General features: G+C 62.4%; 6 protein-coding genes and 7 pseudogenes. 4 read left to right on the top strand and 9 right to left on the bottom strand.

Annotated elements, in window-relative coordinates; all coding sequences use genetic code 11:
* Positions 1-61 precede the first annotated feature (61 nt).
* The 4 genes and pseudogenes from KZO24_RS22300 to KZO24_RS22315 all read right to left on the bottom strand — a co-directional run bounded on the left by KZO24_RS22300 (position 62) and on the right by KZO24_RS22315 (position 6945).
* Positions 62-2338, bottom strand: a complete 2277-nt coding sequence (locus KZO24_RS22300; RefSeq protein WP_271182287.1) for a TonB-dependent receptor — start codon at positions 2336-2338, stop codon at positions 62-64.
* Positions 2339-2472: 134 nt separating this feature from the next.
* Positions 2473-3810 carry an aromatic ring-hydroxylating oxygenase subunit alpha gene (locus KZO24_RS22305; RefSeq protein WP_271182288.1) on the bottom strand — a complete coding sequence of 446 codons (1338 nt, stop codon included), beginning with the start codon at positions 3808-3810 and terminating at the stop codon, positions 2473-2475.
* A gap of 373 nt (positions 3811-4183) precedes the next feature.
* Complete coding sequence (locus tag KZO24_RS22310; protein WP_271182289.1) at positions 4184-4867, bottom strand: TetR/AcrR family transcriptional regulator; 684 nt, start codon at positions 4865-4867, stop codon at positions 4184-4186.
* A gap of 444 nt (positions 4868-5311) precedes the next feature.
* Positions 5312-6945, bottom strand: a pseudogene (locus KZO24_RS22315) (family 43 glycosylhydrolase).
* Positions 6946-7189: 244 nt separating this feature from the next.
* Between KZO24_RS22315 and KZO24_RS22320 the strand changes: the two are divergent.
* Positions 7190-7584: pseudogene (locus tag KZO24_RS22320) on the top strand (IS5 family transposase); the annotation flags it as partial.
* Positions 7585-7652: 68 nt separating this feature from the next.
* Here the strand turns inward: KZO24_RS22320 and KZO24_RS22325 are convergent.
* From KZO24_RS22325 to KZO24_RS22335, 3 genes and pseudogenes are all read right to left on the bottom strand, one after another.
* Positions 7653-7973: pseudogene (locus KZO24_RS22325) on the bottom strand (FAD-dependent oxidoreductase); the annotation flags it as partial.
* A pseudogene (locus KZO24_RS22330) lies at positions 7966-8321 on the bottom strand (CoA transferase subunit A); the annotation flags it as partial. The pseudogenes KZO24_RS22325 and KZO24_RS22330, both read right to left, overlap by 8 nt.
* Positions 8322-8386: 65 nt before the next feature.
* A complete protein-coding gene (locus KZO24_RS22335; RefSeq protein WP_271181306.1) occupies positions 8387-9601 on the bottom strand; it encodes a cytochrome P450 in 1215 nt (404 codons plus the stop codon).
* Between the two features lie 495 nt (positions 9602-10096).
* On the opposite strand from KZO24_RS22335, the pseudogene KZO24_RS22340 reads away from it, so the two are divergent.
* Both KZO24_RS22340 and KZO24_RS22345 read left to right on the top strand, forming a co-directional pair.
* Positions 10097-10396: pseudogene (locus tag KZO24_RS22340) on the top strand (TonB-dependent receptor plug domain-containing protein); the annotation flags it as partial.
* A 760-nt stretch (positions 10397-11156) separates the two neighbouring features.
* Positions 11157-12062 (top strand): annotated as a pseudogene (locus KZO24_RS22345) (TonB-dependent receptor); the annotation flags it as partial.
* Positions 12063-12271: 209 nt separating this feature from the next.
* On the opposite strand, the pseudogene KZO24_RS22350 reads toward KZO24_RS22345, so the two are convergent.
* A pseudogene (locus tag KZO24_RS22350) lies at positions 12272-13755 on the bottom strand (aldehyde dehydrogenase).
* Between the two features lie 103 nt (positions 13756-13858).
* On the opposite strand from KZO24_RS22350, the gene KZO24_RS22355 reads away from it, so the two are divergent.
* Complete coding sequence (locus KZO24_RS22355; protein WP_486487234.1) at positions 13859-14602, top strand: SDR family NAD(P)-dependent oxidoreductase; 744 nt, start codon at positions 13859-13861, stop codon at positions 14600-14602.
* 72 nt (positions 14603-14674) lie between these two features.
* Here KZO24_RS22355 and KZO24_RS22360 read toward each other — a convergent pair whose 3' ends face one another.
* Complete coding sequence (locus KZO24_RS22360) at positions 14675-15904, bottom strand: aromatic ring-hydroxylating oxygenase subunit alpha (RefSeq protein ID WP_486487235.1); 1230 nt, start codon at positions 15902-15904, stop codon at positions 14675-14677.
* Between the last annotated feature and the right edge of the window lie 4 nt (positions 15905-15908).

Raw genomic sequence — 15908 nt, forward strand, 5'->3', positions numbered from 1 at the left:
CGCCGATAGGTGGGTTGTTCCCGGCCAGCGGTCCCGGGGCGAGCCCGGGACGACGGCATTCTCAGAACTCGAAACTGACCGAACCGCCCCACTGGCGCGGCGGTGCGTAGCCTGCGAGGCCCGCGTAGCCGGGGCTGTCGAACACCGTCGACATGTAGCGCGAATCCAGCAGGTTGGTCGCCCACAGACCCACCGACCAGGCACCGCCGTCCGGCTTGTAGGTCAGCGAGGCATCGACGAGATGCGTGGGCTGGATCTTCGAGCGCGGCGTATCGAGGATCGCGGTGTAGTACTTGGAACTGGTGTAGGTGTAGCTCACGTCGCTGACGAGGTCGGCGCCGTTACCCAGCGGGATCACGAAGTTAGCGCCGAAGCTGGCGTTCCACTTGGGCGCATTCTGCAGGCGGTAGCCTTCCAGATCGAGCACCTGCCCGGAGAGCGGGTCGGCATAGAGGAACTGCTTGTACTTGGCATCGAGGTAAGCCAGCGAGGCGCGCAGCGTCATGCCCTCCACCGGCACCGCCGTGGTTTCCAGTTCGAAGCCCTTGATCTCGGACTTGCCGGCATTGAGAATGCGGTTGCCCTGCGTGTTGGTCGTATCGTCGAAGTAGATCTGCGCGACCTGCATGTCGCGGTAATTGGTGTAGAACGCCGCCAGGTTCACGCGCAGGTGCCGGTCGAGGAAGTCGGCCTTGATGCCCGCTTCGAAAGTATCGACCTTTTCCGGATTGTAGGGCGTATCGCCGTCCGCCGGGACGCCGACGCGCGCGGTGAAGCCGCCCGACTTGAAGCCCCGCGCCCAGCTGGCGTAGAGCAGCGCGTCGTCGGCCACTTCATAGTCCGCGCCGAGTTTCCAGCCGACGTTGTTCCAGCTCTTCTTGCCGCCCACGGTGAAGCTACCGATGACGGTGTTGCCGATCCCGGTATAGTTCGAGCCCGCCGGATCGCCGATCGAGGTGATGAGGCTGGGCGTCGATTCCGTCTGCTCGTGCGAATAGCGGATGCCCGCCTGCAGCTTGAGCCTGTCAGTCGCCTGCCAGTAGCCCTGCGCGAAGCCGGAGACCGAATAGTTGTCCTGATCCTGCAGGTTGATCTGCAGCAGGCCGGGCGCGGCGAACTGCAGGCGATAGGCCTGGATATGGTCGTAGTGGTTCTTGAGGTAGAAGCCGCCGACGAGGACGTTCAGCGTGTCGGTCAGTTCAAGGTTGGTGCGCAGTTCCTGGCTGAACTGCCAGCCCTCGGTGCGGCGGTAGGTGTCGTTGAGGAACAGCGGGGTGCCGTCCTGATCGGTGAACTCGCGCAGCGTGAAGTGCTTGTAACCAGTGATCGCGGTCCAGTCGCCCAGGCCGGTGTTGCGCCAGTTCATGGTAAACGTGCCGCTGTAGGTATCCATGTTGGAGGTATCGGGAACCGAGTTGTTGGCGCCGTAGTACTTGTCGGGCGCGGTGCAGCTTCCGGCGGTGGCGCAGGGGCTGACGTACATGCCGCCGGTGCCGGGGCCTGCCGTGCCCGGTGCGGTGTAGAGCGCCTCGCCCGGCCGCGCGCCGTTGATGACGATGGGCGAGCCGTTGCGGGCGTTGACGTATTCGCCCTGCAGCGTCGCGTCGAAGTTGGAACCGGGCGTGAACTTCAGATAGGCGCGCACCGCGTCGAGGTTCTTGCGGCCCATGTCAGAGCCGTCCACGACGTTGGTCACCCAGCCCTTGCGCTGCGTGTGAATGCCCGCGACCTTGAGCGACAGCACGTCCTTCACCAGCGGCGCCTCGATCGAGCCGGTCAGGTCCATGCGGTTGTAGTTGCCGTAGACCGCCTTGACGTGGCCGCCGAAATCGCCGGTCGGCTGCTTGGTGACGACGTTGATGACACCGCCCGTGGTGTTGGCGCCGAACAGCGTGCCCTGCGGCCCGCGCAATACCTCGATGCGGTCGACGTCGTAGAGGTCGAGTAGCGCGCCCATCGAGAAGAACTGCGGCACCCCGTCGACGACGATCGACACGGTGTTGCCCGCATAAGGGTCAGGCTCGATCACGCCGATGCCGCGCACGGTGAAGACCGCGCTCTGCGGGGTATTGGCGAAGTTGTCGATCTGGACGTTGGGGATCTGGCCCTGCAGCGCCTGCAGCGAAGTGCCCTGCGTCGATGCCAGCGCCTCGCCGCCGACGGCGGTGATCGAGATCGGCACGTCCTGCAGGTTCTCGGACTTCTTCTGCGCGGTGACGACGATCTCCTGGATGCCGCCGGACTGCGTTTCGGCGTCCTGCGCAAAGACCGTCTGCGGCACGAGAAGCGCGGCGGCGCCAAGTGCGAGGCGTGAGCTTGCGTTGAGCCAGATGTTCATTTCGTTCTCCCCTTCGTGTTTGTGGTGCGCGTCAGCGCATCCCGCGCGCGCAAGAGCGCGGGGCTTTCGTCCGGCATTCCGGTGCGAAAGAATGGGGCCGCCCCGGCAAGGGAGCGGCCCGGGGTGGAAGGGCGCTAGCGCCGCCCCTCCAGGTAATCGTTCAGCACTTCATGGAAGAAGCGCACCCGCGTCTCCTGCGCGGCCAGATAGGCGTCGGTGTACCCGCGAGAATACATGCCCTTCTGCTGGCCTTCCGCCAGAAGCATGTCCTGATAAACGATCTGATCCTTGATCTCGGGCACGCCGCGGCCGTTGTCGAAAGCGCGGTGCTGCATCTCCGCCTCGCGCAGCGGCTGAGGGCCGGCCATGACCGATTCCACCATGGTCTGTCCCTCGACCGGGAAGGCCATGCACCACAGATCGAACGTGCACTTGTTCGGGTCGGTGGGGTGCGGCTCGGTGCGGAAGAAAATCAGGTTGTCCGGCAGGAAGCTGATGGTGACGTTGGGGAACATCACCGTGTGCGGGCTGTCGGTGATCTCCTCGTCGTCCATGTGCTCGTAGTGGACGTAGCCGCGCTCCTTCCACAGTCGCTTCTTGGCGGCCTTGAGGTCCAGCCAGCCCTGCATCGCCTTGGTTTCGTAATCCGGATAGGCGGCGGGATCGATATCCCACGCCTGCAGGATCATGTCGAAGGGATGCGGCACGCCGTCGGGGAGACGGTCCGACAGCGAGGGACGCATCGGCTGCACCGTACGGCCATGCCCATTCGCCCACATCTCGTGCCGCGCGGTATCGACGTCCTGGTCGATCCATGGCGGCACCTGCGGATGCGCGGTGCGGGTGTGATAGCTTTCCGAGAAGTTGTCGGTGGCGAACTTCCAGTTGGTTTCGAGGTCGATCTTCATCCAGAACACGCGCACCGCAGTGTCCATCGGATAGTTCTTGTAGAGATCGGGCATCGGCGCGAGGTAATCGAGAAGCTCCGGCGCCTCGTCGTCCATCGTGTACCACACGAAGCCGCCCCAGGTGGCGCAGCGCAGTTCCTTGAGCTTTAGCTTGCCGCAAGGATTGCCCTGCGGGAAGTCCTGCGGGTCCTGCGCGTAGTTCAGCACGCCGTCCTTACCCCAGACCCAGCCATGGTACGGGCACTGGAACGAGTCCTGCGAGCTGGCATCCCACACCAGCCGCATGCCGCGGTGGCGGCACGAGTTGTAGAACGCCTTGATCGAGCCGTCGTCTTGGCGGACGCAGAAGACGGACTCGTTCATGAAGTTGTGCACCACGTAGTCGCCCGGCTCTTCCAGTTCGGCCGTGCGGCCAGCGACATGCCAGATGCGGGTCCACATGTGGTCCCATTCGCGCTTCATGAACTCGACCGAGGTGTAGCGCTCGCCGGTGATCGGGTCGCCGCGAAGATTGTCGGCATCGCGTCCGTCGATCATCATTGCGTCAATGTCTTGCTTTCCCATCTGCCATCCTTCTCGAAGAAGCATGACCGCCTGAACTGCTCACCCTTTTTATCAGGTGGTACAAGTCTCGTCGGTCGCTTTCATCGAAGCCCATCGCCCGTCTTTAGCGGATCATTTTTGATGATCTGGATGCAGAATATCAAAACTGGTCATTCGACCAACCTAGTATATCTGTCAGGCTCATCATCCGACGCCGCCATCGGACTCTATGGGAACGTGTCAGTGCGGAATTTCTACAGCCTATCCCTCACCGTCTAAGCCGTAGACCGCCTTCGCCAGTAGCCAACTTTGCGCAACTTGAATGTCAGCAACACCGGAAATCGGAAAAATCTGAACGCGATTGCGATAAATTATCGAGATGGGTCGTCCAGCTTCAGGCGCATACCTCAAGCCTATCCAGATACTCCAATCCACCTGTAAAGAAGCAAAGCGCAGGCGCCGCCATCTCCTCGAGGCGGTCCACAGAATGATGGTTATCACTCAAATCGTCCAGAAACCCAGGATCTTGCACCATGAATATTAGAGCGGCCTCTATAAGATAAACTCCGGCAAGGAGGTTTCTCTCGGAAATACCCGGCCGCTGACGTTGGATTCGATCCGTGAGCATCTCTGAGATTACGCCAAGTTTAGCCAAAATCGGACGCAATTCCGGCATGCGGTATGCGCTCATCAAATGCGATGTCATGACTATGTAATTGCGCAGCGGACTATCTACCGAAGCGGCAGCCTGCATAAATGGAAGGATGAACGCAGAGACGATCTCTTCCGGTTCGACACATTCGGCCCCCTCTTCCGCATCGGTGATACCAGCAGCTATCGTTTCCCGCAGTAGCCCAAGCTTTCGGTCGAGCGCTGCTTCGAGAATTAGATGCTTATTGCCGTAATGATAATGTAGCACTCCTATTCGTACACCGGCCTCCGAGGCGATATGTCGCAATGATGTGCCCAGATAGCCGTTGCGAGCAAACAGGATTTCGCAGGCATCCAGAATCTGGCTTCGAGTGGCATCTCCTTTAGCGGAGACTGGAGCACGATTTGGATTGACCGGTTTTTTCATCTTTGGGTCGCTCCAATCTGTACATCCATCAACCGGCGATTCATTGATCTTTCGGACTTTCAATCAATTATTTGCACGAAGCAGACCTCATCTCGGTGCGAATCTGCGAGCTTGTACGAATTGGACCTTTCGAAAATTTTATCGTTGAGCGCACGCTTCCATCTAATTCTGCACCCCCGGGCGAAGCTGGAAATGACAAGATTGCTTCACGCCTTAAAAACTACAGCCGACCCTTGCTTCCGTTCAGCCGACGATTGCCCGTCCTCAGGTACGGAACGGTAACTATTCCGGCGGGTGTCGACCAAATTAAAGCCATTCAGAAGCGAAGATGTAGGCTGGTCTTATTTCTAGGTTCCACTGTTCGACAGACTTGAACCTGCCGGACGGCTACCTGCAAATTTCAGACATGCCCGTGCTCTTTCCGTTCGGCGCGGGGGTGATCGACTACCGTAGAGCACAATACCGGAATGCACGAAAAATCACATGACCCTGACCTGCCGCGAAAAGCGCCGGCCTCAGACTGAGCAGATTATCGACAGTGTTGGCATTGTAACCCGAGACGTAGCTGCGCACGCCGTGGCGGGTCCATGCCTTGCCATCGAGACTGTAGTAGAAAGTTACGACCTGATTCTGGTTGGTAATGCGCATATGTATGCGCCGCGCTGAAGGCGCGGGTTCGGACCAGTAGGACGCCTTGCCCCCGCGATAGGTCGTCATGCGCTTGCCGTCGATGCCCATGCCGAGGAACAGGCGGTCATCAAAGAACAACAGCAGGCCTCCTTGCGCCTCGCCGGATAATTCCAGTTCGACTTGGATCTCGTAGGCGCGGTCACCGACCTGTTGCGTGAGCGGAGAACTGTCGGCGGGACCCGTGCCTTTGCCAGCGAGTGTCAACTGGCCGTCAGCTATGCGCACCCGTTCCGCCTCATCGGGTGCGCTGGCATAGAGGCTCCACAGACGACCTAGGGACCCCGTCTTGAACGGGTCGGAGTGCGCCATGCCGTGAACTTGCACTGGTCCGACTGGCTTCGGCAGCGGTTTCGAGAGGTCTCCCCGGTTGCCTGGAACCAACCGTCCTGCGTCCATTCAATCGGTTCGAGCAATGTCTGGCGCCCGAGCGTGTGGTATCCGTCCTCGTAACCGTGGTAGACCATAAACCAATCCCTGCCGCGCCCTTCGATGCAGGTGGCGTGGCCCCGTGACCACCAAGGTTCGTCCTCGGATTGCGTGCGTACGATTGGATTGTGCGGGCAATGCTCCCAAGGGCCATGGATCGAGCGTGAGCGGGCGACAACGATCATGTGTCCAGTGGCAGGGCCGCTGGTTCCACCCACCGCGTTGACGAGATAAAACCAGTCGCTGCGCCGGAACAGTTTAGGTCCTTCAGGCGACCAGGCTTCGGTAATCCAGTTATCTGGATAGTGCCAGGCTTCGTAGGCTGTCTCGACGGGGCCCGCCGTTGCAAGACCGTTTGCAGCAAGACGGACGCGTTTTCCTTCATTGAAGAAAAGGTATCGGTGCCCGTCTTCGCCGACAACGTGACCCGGATCGATCAGCCCGCCGATGCCGAGATCGATGGGCTCACTCCAAGGCCCTTCCATGGAACTTGCATAGATGACGTAGATGTTCGCGAAGCTAGCAAGCGGTGGCGACCAAGTCGCCTTCATGAAAGGAATGTAAATGAAGTAGCGGTCGCCGTGCTTCGCGATGTCTACTGCGAAGACGGTACCGATGGGGCGGTGGAGCGCGGGGCCCAGCGGACGCCAGTTCACTAAGTCGCGCGAATGCCAGATCAGCAGGCCCGGTGCAGCATCGAATGACGAGTGCGTCATGTAGTAGTTGTCCCCGTCCTTGAGGATCGACGGGTCGGGATAGTCACCCGCCAGCACAGGGTTGAGGAACCGGCCGTCTCCGAGATCCGCCTTGCGCTGACCTTCAATGCCGGGCCGCCACTGCGGAACGGCGGCCTCGCAGGGCATGCCCTCATCAGTAGGTATTGCAGCCCTCGCGCTACTTATGCTTGACGATAGGACGGTGCCTGCAAGTGCCAATTTGATCGCATCGCGGCGGGATTCCATACGCCTTCTCCGATTATTAGAATCATATTTCTAATAATCGGAGAAGGCGTATGCACAAGAAAATGTTTGCGCATCTAGTGTCTGCTATCTCCGACAAGCCGTTCAAAAGTTGACGGAGGACAGTGTTTCAAGCCCTACCCATAACAGCCACTCTAGGCTCAGGGCCTACTAAATTGGTTGCGAGGATGGGATAGGTTGGTTCAATGGTTGCGTGAGAGACGTCGCCATGAGTGATCTGCTCTGACTGTCGGAGGCGCAGAAGCGCCGGATCGAGCCGTATTTCCCGCTGTCGCACGGCGTGCCACGGGTCGATGATCGTCGGATCATCAGTGGCATTATCTTCGTGATCAGGAATGGCCTGCGGTGGCGCGATGTGCCCGCTGACTATGGACCTCCCAAGACGATCTATAACCGCTTCATCCGGTGGAGCAGGCTTGGCGTATTCGACAAGATTCTCGCGGCTCTTTCGGCCAAAGGCGGCAAGCCCGACCAGTCGATGATCGACGCGACCCATCTCAAGGCGCATCATACGGCAGCTAGCGTGCTCAAAAAGGGGTTGTTCCCGGACGTATCGGACGCACCAAAGGCAGTCTGAACTCGAAGCTCCATGCCGTCTGCGACGGTCAGGGAAGACCGCTGGTCATGCGTGATCAGTAGGGCTGGGGAACACAAAATCTTCCAAGGATACACCTCTCAGTTCCGCCATTGCCCATGTTGATCCCCGCCGTCTGCAGCTTGAGATCGTAGTGGTTCGACCAGAACCACGAAAACGCCTTGTAGGGCTTCTCGTCACCGCGGATCGCTTTGGCCACCCAGGTCGCCATGTCGTTGGCGTTCTGAACCGATTCCACCCGCACCACCGTGCCGCGCGCATAATCGCAGGCGAAGGCGGCGCAGTCGCCGATGGCATAGATGTCCGGCAGCGAAGTGCGGTACAATTCGTGCACGTCCACGCCGTTCGCGCCCGATGCACCCGCTACGACAAGCGGGCAGACCGCCGGCACGATGCCGATGCCCACGATCAGCGCGCCATGCCTTCACGATCGACAGGTCAGAGCGCAGCCAGTTTCGCGCACGTGTTCCTCGCCCTCGAAGACCTCGACGGGCTTGCCTCCGCCCGCACGAATGCGTTCCATCAGCGTACCCTGCGGATTTAGATTCAGTGCCAGTTCGCCCGAAAGGTATTGGTGCTCGAACAGCTTGTTCTCTCCCACGTAAGAAGAGATCATCTTGCGCACTTGGCGGCTCTCCAGCAGCATCCACAGGCCGAAGCCAGCCGCGCCTGCAGTTGGATCCTTAACGCCCGCCTTGCGTATTTCCGGGATCAGGCTGTCCGGGTTCCCCGAAAGGCCAAACCCGCCTGACATGATGGTCATCCCGTCAAACAACAGCCTTTCGAGTGCTGCAGCGGGGCTTTAGTAGAGCTGCATAGACACTGCGCTCAATCCCATTCCAACCGGATGTCGGAGAGCGCAGCCACACCACCGGTGCGGATCTGCGGCTCGGTTCCCGGCTTGCGGCGGAAGCGCGGAATGCGGCGCGTCCATTCCTCGACGAGGATACGCATCTCGGTGCGGGCGAGGAAGTTGCCGACACAGGTATGCGGCCCGGTCGAGAAGGCGATGTGCTTGCGCCCCTCGCGGTCGACGTCGAAAGTCTCGGGAGAGGCATTGACGCGCTCGTCCATCCCGGCGGCCGGGAGCGAGCATACCACCATGTCCTCCACCATGAACTGCGCGCCGAACATCTCGACGTCCTTCTTCACGATGCGCGGCTGCTGCACGATCGAGAAACGGCGCAGCGATTCCTCGACGAAGCTGGTAACATCGCCCGGGTTGGCATGGAGACGCTCCTGCACGTCGGGGCGCTGCGCCAGGTTGTTGAACGCGAAGCCCAGCGTGTTGGCCACGGTGTCGAGCCCGGCGATGAACAGCAGGAAGCCGATCGAGTGCAGTTCGTCGGTGGTCAGCTTGCGGCCGCGCACTTCTTCCTGGAGCAGCTTGCTGAACAGATCGTCGCCTGGCTGGGTGCGGCGCAGTTCGAAGTACTCGGCGACGATGCCGATGATCTGCTCCTGCACCTTGACGCGGTCCGCCGCGACGATGTCGGGGCGGAAGAATTCGTGGACGATGGCGCGGAATTCCTCGAAGCGTTCGAGCGGCCAGCCGACCAGCTGCATGAACACCGAGACCGGGAAGGCCGCGCCCACTTCCTCGCCGAATTCGCATTCGCCCCGGTCGATCACCTCGTCGATCAGGCGGTTCGCCCATTCGCGGATGCCCGGCTCCATCGCACGGATCTGCGCGGGGCCGAAATGGCGCATCAGCACCATCCGGAACGGAAGGTGCTGCGGCGGATCGAGGTTGAGCGGGATCATCACGTTGTCGCTGTAGATGCGCGGAATCTCCAGCACGCGGTTGGAGAAGTGCTCGGTGTCCGACAGCACCTTCGACATCATGTCGAGGCGGGTCACCATCCAGAAGCCGCCGTTGCGCGGGGAATAGAACACGTCCGGCGCGGTCTGGTGCAGTTCATGCAGACCGAGCCCCATGTCCTGCCGACTCAGGATGCGGCTGTCGCCGGTGTAATCGTAATCGAACACCTGATCCGCGCGGACATGCGCGGGAACCGACGCCAGCAACTGGGTATCGACCATTTCCAACCTCTCCAAAGGCGGTCGCCCGGCGTTCGCGCCTGAGCGGCACGGTTCCTGCCGGACCACCATTTCGTCCGTTATTCGCACATATGTATCAATTAAGCACATAAACCAGAGCGGTCAATCTCTTTCCCGCAGGCCGATATGCACCGGCGCGCGGGACCAGACCCTCATGAAATCTTCTCCAGCCACCAGTCGCAAGCTGATTGACAGCGCCAATGCCCTTTCGTAATGTTGATTTAACGAACACATGGTCGTTTATCGAACATAAGATTTGAGAGGGAGAGTTCAGTGTCACATCAATCGATTACCCGTGGGTCGTCGCGCCTGCGCGCCGCGCTGGTCGTCGGCACCGCGATCGGCGGGACGCTCGTGGCAGTGCCGCAGGCCGCATGGGCTCAGGACGCCGCTGCGCAGCCGCAGGACGCCGCATCGCAGACCAGCCCCAACGAGATCGTCGTCACCGCGCAGAAGCGCGCCGAGGCGCTGCAGGACGTGCCGATCTCGATCGCGGCGGTCACCAGCCAGCAACTGGCGCAGAGCGGCATCGAGCAGGTGCTCGATCTGCCGCAGGCAGTGCCGTCGCTGCGCGTCAACTATGCGGGTACGTTCGTGCTGCCGACCATTCGCGGCGTCGGCTCGGTCGTCGCCCTGCCCGGCCTGACGCAGAACATCGCGACGTACGTGGACGGCTACTATGTGCCGACGCCCAGTTCGAGCAACTTCGACCTTGTCAGCGTGGAAAGCGTCAACGTCCTCAAGGGCCCGCAAGGCACGCTGTTCGGCGCCAACGCCACCGGCGGCGCGATCCAGATCAACACCCGCGACCCCGAGTACAAGCCTTCGGCGCTGATCCGCTTCGGCTACGGCTCGTACAACACCGTCTCCAGCGCGGTCTACGCCACCACCGGGATCGGCGACAAGTTCGCGGTCAACGTCGCGGCGAACTATGAATACAGCGACGGTTACGTCACCAACATCGTCACCGACGACGACAAGGTGGCCAAGTACCACAAGTACTCGGTGCGTACGAAGGCGCTGTTCGAGCCGACCGACGGCATCAAGTTCGTGGCTGCCTACCAGCACAGCTATTCGAACGACCCCATCTCGCAGATGGTCGTGGCGCGGGACGGTGTCTCGGCGGGCAATGCCTATCCGGGCACCGTGTTCAGCTACGACAGCCCCAAGCGCGTCGCGCTCGACATGCCGGGCTATGCGCGCTTCAAGCAGGACTCGTTCAGCCTGAAGAGCGAATTCGACCTCGGCTTCGCCACGCTGACCTCGTACACCCAGTACCGCAAGGACGGTGTCGATCAGGGCCTCGACTACGATGCCTCGTCCGCGCCCAACAACTTCTCGTACTGGAGCGTGCGCGACAAGACCTTCACGCAGGAAGTCAACCTGGCGTCGGGCGGTTCGGGTCCGCTCAACTGGGTCGTCGGTGCGTTCTACCTGAACTACAAGGACGCCTACGACTACAACACTTACGTCTACGCGCTCGAACAGGGCGTCGACGTGTTCCAGTCGCGCAACAAGACCGAGATCCTACGCAGGGTTTGCCGAAGTCACCTATCAGCCGGTGGAGAAGCTGTTCCTCACCGGCGGCGTGCGCTACACCAAGGACAAGCCGCAGGTGGCCTACAACCTGCAGGCCTATGGCCTCACCGGTGCCGGCGACGCCAAGTTCGACAACACCTCGTTCCGCGCCGTCGCGCGGTATCAGTTGACGCCGCGCTCGAACGTCTATGCCTCGTTCTCGCAGGGCTACCGTTCAGGCGGCCTGCCCGGCTCGGCCTTCTCGACCGTCCCGGTCCAGCCCGAGACGATCAATGCCTGGGAAGTGGGCTACAAGACCGCCGAGGGGCCGCTGCGCTTCAACGTCGCGGGCTTCTACTATGATTACAAGGACATCCAGGTCACCAGCTACGGCGCGGGCGGCCAGTCGCTGACGGTGAACGCCGCCAAGGCGCGCATCTACGGCATCGACGCCGACGTGACTTACACTATCACGCCGGACTTCTCGGTCACGCTCGCAGGCACCTGGACCGACGCCAAGTACAAGGACTTCCCGAACGCGCTGGGCCGCGACTTCGACACGCTCGAAGCGTTCAACGTCGACGCATCCGGCTTCCGGGTGGAACGCACGCCCAAGTTCGCGGGCAGCTTCTCCGCCAACTACGGCTTCGACCTTGCGGGCGGGCGCCTCGTGCTGAACGGCAACGTGTTCCACTCGGGCAAGTACTACTACGACCCGGCGCACCAGCTGGATCAGCCTGCCTATACGCTGGTCAACCTCAAGGCGACCTGGACCGATCCGTCGGACCATGTGGACTTCTCGATCTTCGGGAAGAACGTGTTCAACGAGAAGTACTTCGTCGCCAGCTTCATCGACCCCTCGTCTGCGCGTGCGCGCTTCGGTGATCCGGCGACCTTCGGCGGCTCGGTCACCTATCGTTATTGATCGCTCATCAGAGGACATGCAAAGGCCGGGCGGTCCATCCGCCCGGCCTTTTTGCGTTCACAGCGTGAACGACTAGCCTCAAATCGTCATTGCGAGCGCAGCGAAGCAATCCAGCGCCGCGTAAACCGCGTGGATTCCTTCGCTGCGCTCGCAATGACGAACGGTGGTTTATTAGCAGCGGGGTGGGCAGTCAGCCGCCCACCCCTATATCAGGCCGCCGGAAGATGGCTCGGCCGGTCGGCCAGCAGGATGGTCTTGGTTTCGAGGAACGGGTGCAGCCCCTCGACGCCGCCCTCGCGCCCGACGCCGGACTGCTTGAAGCCGCCGAACGCCATCATGAAATCGACGAGATGGCCGTTGTGCCCGACCGTCCCGGTCCGCACCTGCCGCGCCACCGCATAAGCGCGGTCGACATCGTTGGTGAACACCGCACCGTTGAGACCGAACCTGGAATCGTTGGCGATGCGCACTGCATCCGCCTCGTCGCGCGCCGGGATCACCGAGACGACCGGCCCGAAGATCTCCTCCTGCGCAATGGTCGACTGGTTATCTACGCCCGCGAACACGGTCGGCTCGATGAAGAAGCCCAGGTTGAGATGCGCCGGGCGCCCTCCCCGGCGGCAACGCGGAAACCGGCGGCCTTGCCCTGCGCGATGTAGCCCTCCACCCGGTCGCGCTGCACGCGCGTGGCAACGGGGCCCATGCCGCTGGCCGGATCGAAGGGATCGCCGACGACGACCTTCGAGAACGCCGCGCCCAGCGCGTCGGCCATGGCGTCCGCGCGGTTGCCGGGCACGACGATGCGGGTCAGCGCGGCGCAGACCTGCCCGCTCATGTCCACCATGCGTTCGGCCAGCGCATTGGCGGCGGTCTCGATGTCGTAGTCGTCGAGCACGATCGCGGCCGACTTGCCGCCCAGTTCCATCGTATAGCGCGCCATGCGCCCGCCAAGGATTCCGGCGATGTTGCGGCCCGTGGCGCTGGACCCGGTGAAGCTGATCTTGTCCACGTCCGGATTGCGCACCAGCGCCTCCGATGCGACGCGATCGGCGATGACGACGTTGATGACGCCCTTCGGCAGCCCGGCGGCAGCGGCGACTTCCGCCATCAGCAGCGCATGGCCGGGCGCCTCGGGCGATCCCTTGATGACCACCGTGCAACCCGCGATCAGCGCCGGGGCGACCTTGAAGGCGGTAATCATAATCGGCCCGTTCCACGGCACGATCGCACCCACCACGCCCACCGGCTCGCGCACCAGCAGGCCCACCTTGGCGCCCGAGAAGGTGCGGTGCTCCTCCTCGAACGGGTAGGTCTCGGCCAGCCCCGCATAATATTTGAAGACATGCCCCGCGCCCGGCGCATAAGCACTGGCGAGCGAATGCAGGATGCCCATCTCGCTTGGCCAGATCGCGGCGATGTCGGCGGCGCGGCGCTTCAGTTCGGCGGCCATCGCGTTCATGTACCCGGCGCGCTCGGCATGGCTCATGCGCGGCCACGGCCCATTATCGAACGCCTCGCGCGCGGCGGCGACGGCGCGGTCGACATCGTTCGCCTGCGCGCTGGCGACGCGCATGTAGAGGTCTTCGGTCGCGGGAGAGACGACGTCGATCATCTCGCTGCCCGAAGCATCGACCCAGGCGCCGTCGATGTAGAGCTTGCCGGGGTGCTCCAGCGGGGGTGAAAGTCGCGTCATTTCAGGCCTTCCTCTAGATAAATAAGGTCGATTATCGCCCTTGCGTTCTATTATCGCCTAAACTACCAAAGCCACAGGATAGATCAAGCGAATGGAGAGACGTGTGGGCGAAAGGCGTTCGGCAATCGTGACGGGCGGTGCGAGCGGCATCGGCAAGGCCTGCGTGCACCAGTTGATAGCGCAAGGCTGGGCGGTGACCATCGCCGACCGCAACCCCGATGGTGAAGCGCAGGTCGAGGCGATCCGCGCGGCCGGAGGCACCGCGCAGTTCGTCGCCACAGACGTCTCGCGCGAGGAGGACGTGCGTGCCCTCCTTGCGGCGGCGACCGGGGCTTACGGACAGCTTCACGGCGCGATCAACTGCGCGGGCGTGGTCGGCATGTCGAAGCCGGTGCATGAGATCGCGGTCGAGGACTACGACCGCATCCTCGCGATCAATTTGCGCGGCATGTTCCTGTGCATCAAGCATCAGGTCGCCGCCATGCTGCCTTACCGCGACGGTTCGATCGTGGCGGTGTCGTCGGCGGCGGCGCTCAAGGGGCTGCCGTGGAGTTCGGACTACTGTTCGTCCAAGGCGGGAATCGACGGACTGGTGCGCGGCGCGGCGATGGACTGCGCGGAGCACAACGTGCGCATCAACGCGGTGCTCCCGGGCGCCACGATCACGCCGCTGGCGATGAGTTCGAGCAACGCCAACCCGGCGCTCGCCAAGACCCGCACGCGGCCGATGGAGCGCATGGCCGAACCGTCCGAGATCGCAGCGGCGGCGGTGTTTCTCGTGGGGCCGGGCGGCAGCTTCGTGACCGGCATTTCGATGCCGGTGGACGGGGGAATGGTAATCGCGTGAGGGCGAGCGGTGGGCATGCCCACCGCCGCCCACCTCGTCATTGCGAGCGAAGCGAAGCAACCCAGGGCAGCACTACGCCGCCCTGGGTTGCTTCGCTTCGCTCGCAATGACGAAAGGTGGACAGGAAGCTTTACCCCTCCCCAGCCGCTCCGAAACCGCATCCTGGAACATGCGGATCTGCACTTCCATACCGCCGAGGTTGACCTCCTTGATCGCGCCCGAGGCAATGCCTTCGTGGCACATCGCGGCAGCCCAGTAGTCCTCCTCGCCGAACACGCGCGCCATCAGCTCCATCGAGCGGCGCAGGCGGCCTTCCGCCTTCTCGGTCTCAGGCTTTTCGATCGCCAGCATGTAATAGTCGACGGCGCTTTCGCCGACCGCGATCGGGCGCACCACGCCAAGGCTGATGTAGCCGGGGCTGACGACGATGATGCCGTTGGGAAAGCCGATGTAGCTGAACACCATCATCCGCCGCATCTCGTCATGGCTGCGCGAGACGAGCGCGGGATCGAAGTTGCTGCGATGCGCGGCGTTGCGGATGTGCAGGCCGATGCGGTCGATCTGGTTCTCGGAATCGACCGAGAACTGCGCCAGCGAATCCTTGTGAAGGCGGGTGACGTGGTAGCTGTCGAGCATGGAATCCATGACCAGCTTCCAGTTCGCCTTCACCGGGAACGTCGCGTAGTCGTAGAGGTAGGCCCCGCCCATCTCCAGCGCGTCGAGATCCTGCGCCAGTTCACCGGTCACGCCCGAGAAGTCCGGCGCATTATCCGCGTCCAGCCCCACCCAGATCAGCCCGCCCGCCTCGACCGAAGGTAGTTCTAGCAGACCGAGATCGGCCTTCGACAGCCCCGGGAACGTCTCCGAACGCGGCAGGCCGATCAGCGCGCCGTCGAGGTTGTAGGTCCAGGCGTGGTACGGACACACCAGGCGCGGCGCCTTCTGCGTGCCCTCGACAGTGCACAGCTTCATGCCGCGGTGGCGGCACACGTTGGCAAAGGCCTTGACCTCTCCCGCCTTGTTGCGCGTCAGCAGCACCGGCATGCCCGCCAGCGTCAGCTGGTGGAAGGTGCCTGGCCCCGAGAGCAACGCAGACGGCGCGGCGATGGTCGGCCCGGCGCGGAAGATGCGCCGCACTTCCGCCTCGTAGCGCGCCGGGTCGATGTAGACATCGGCGGGGATGGTGTCGCGCACTTCAGGGTACTTGCAGTCGGACAGCGCGGGCATGGCCGAGAGCAGGCGGAACTGGCCGTCGGTGATCCGTCCGGCCACTTGCGGTTCCTGGGTCTGGGTTTCGCTCATGTCA

The sequence above is a fragment of the Novosphingobium sp. NFX11 genome, from assembly GCF_057376415.1.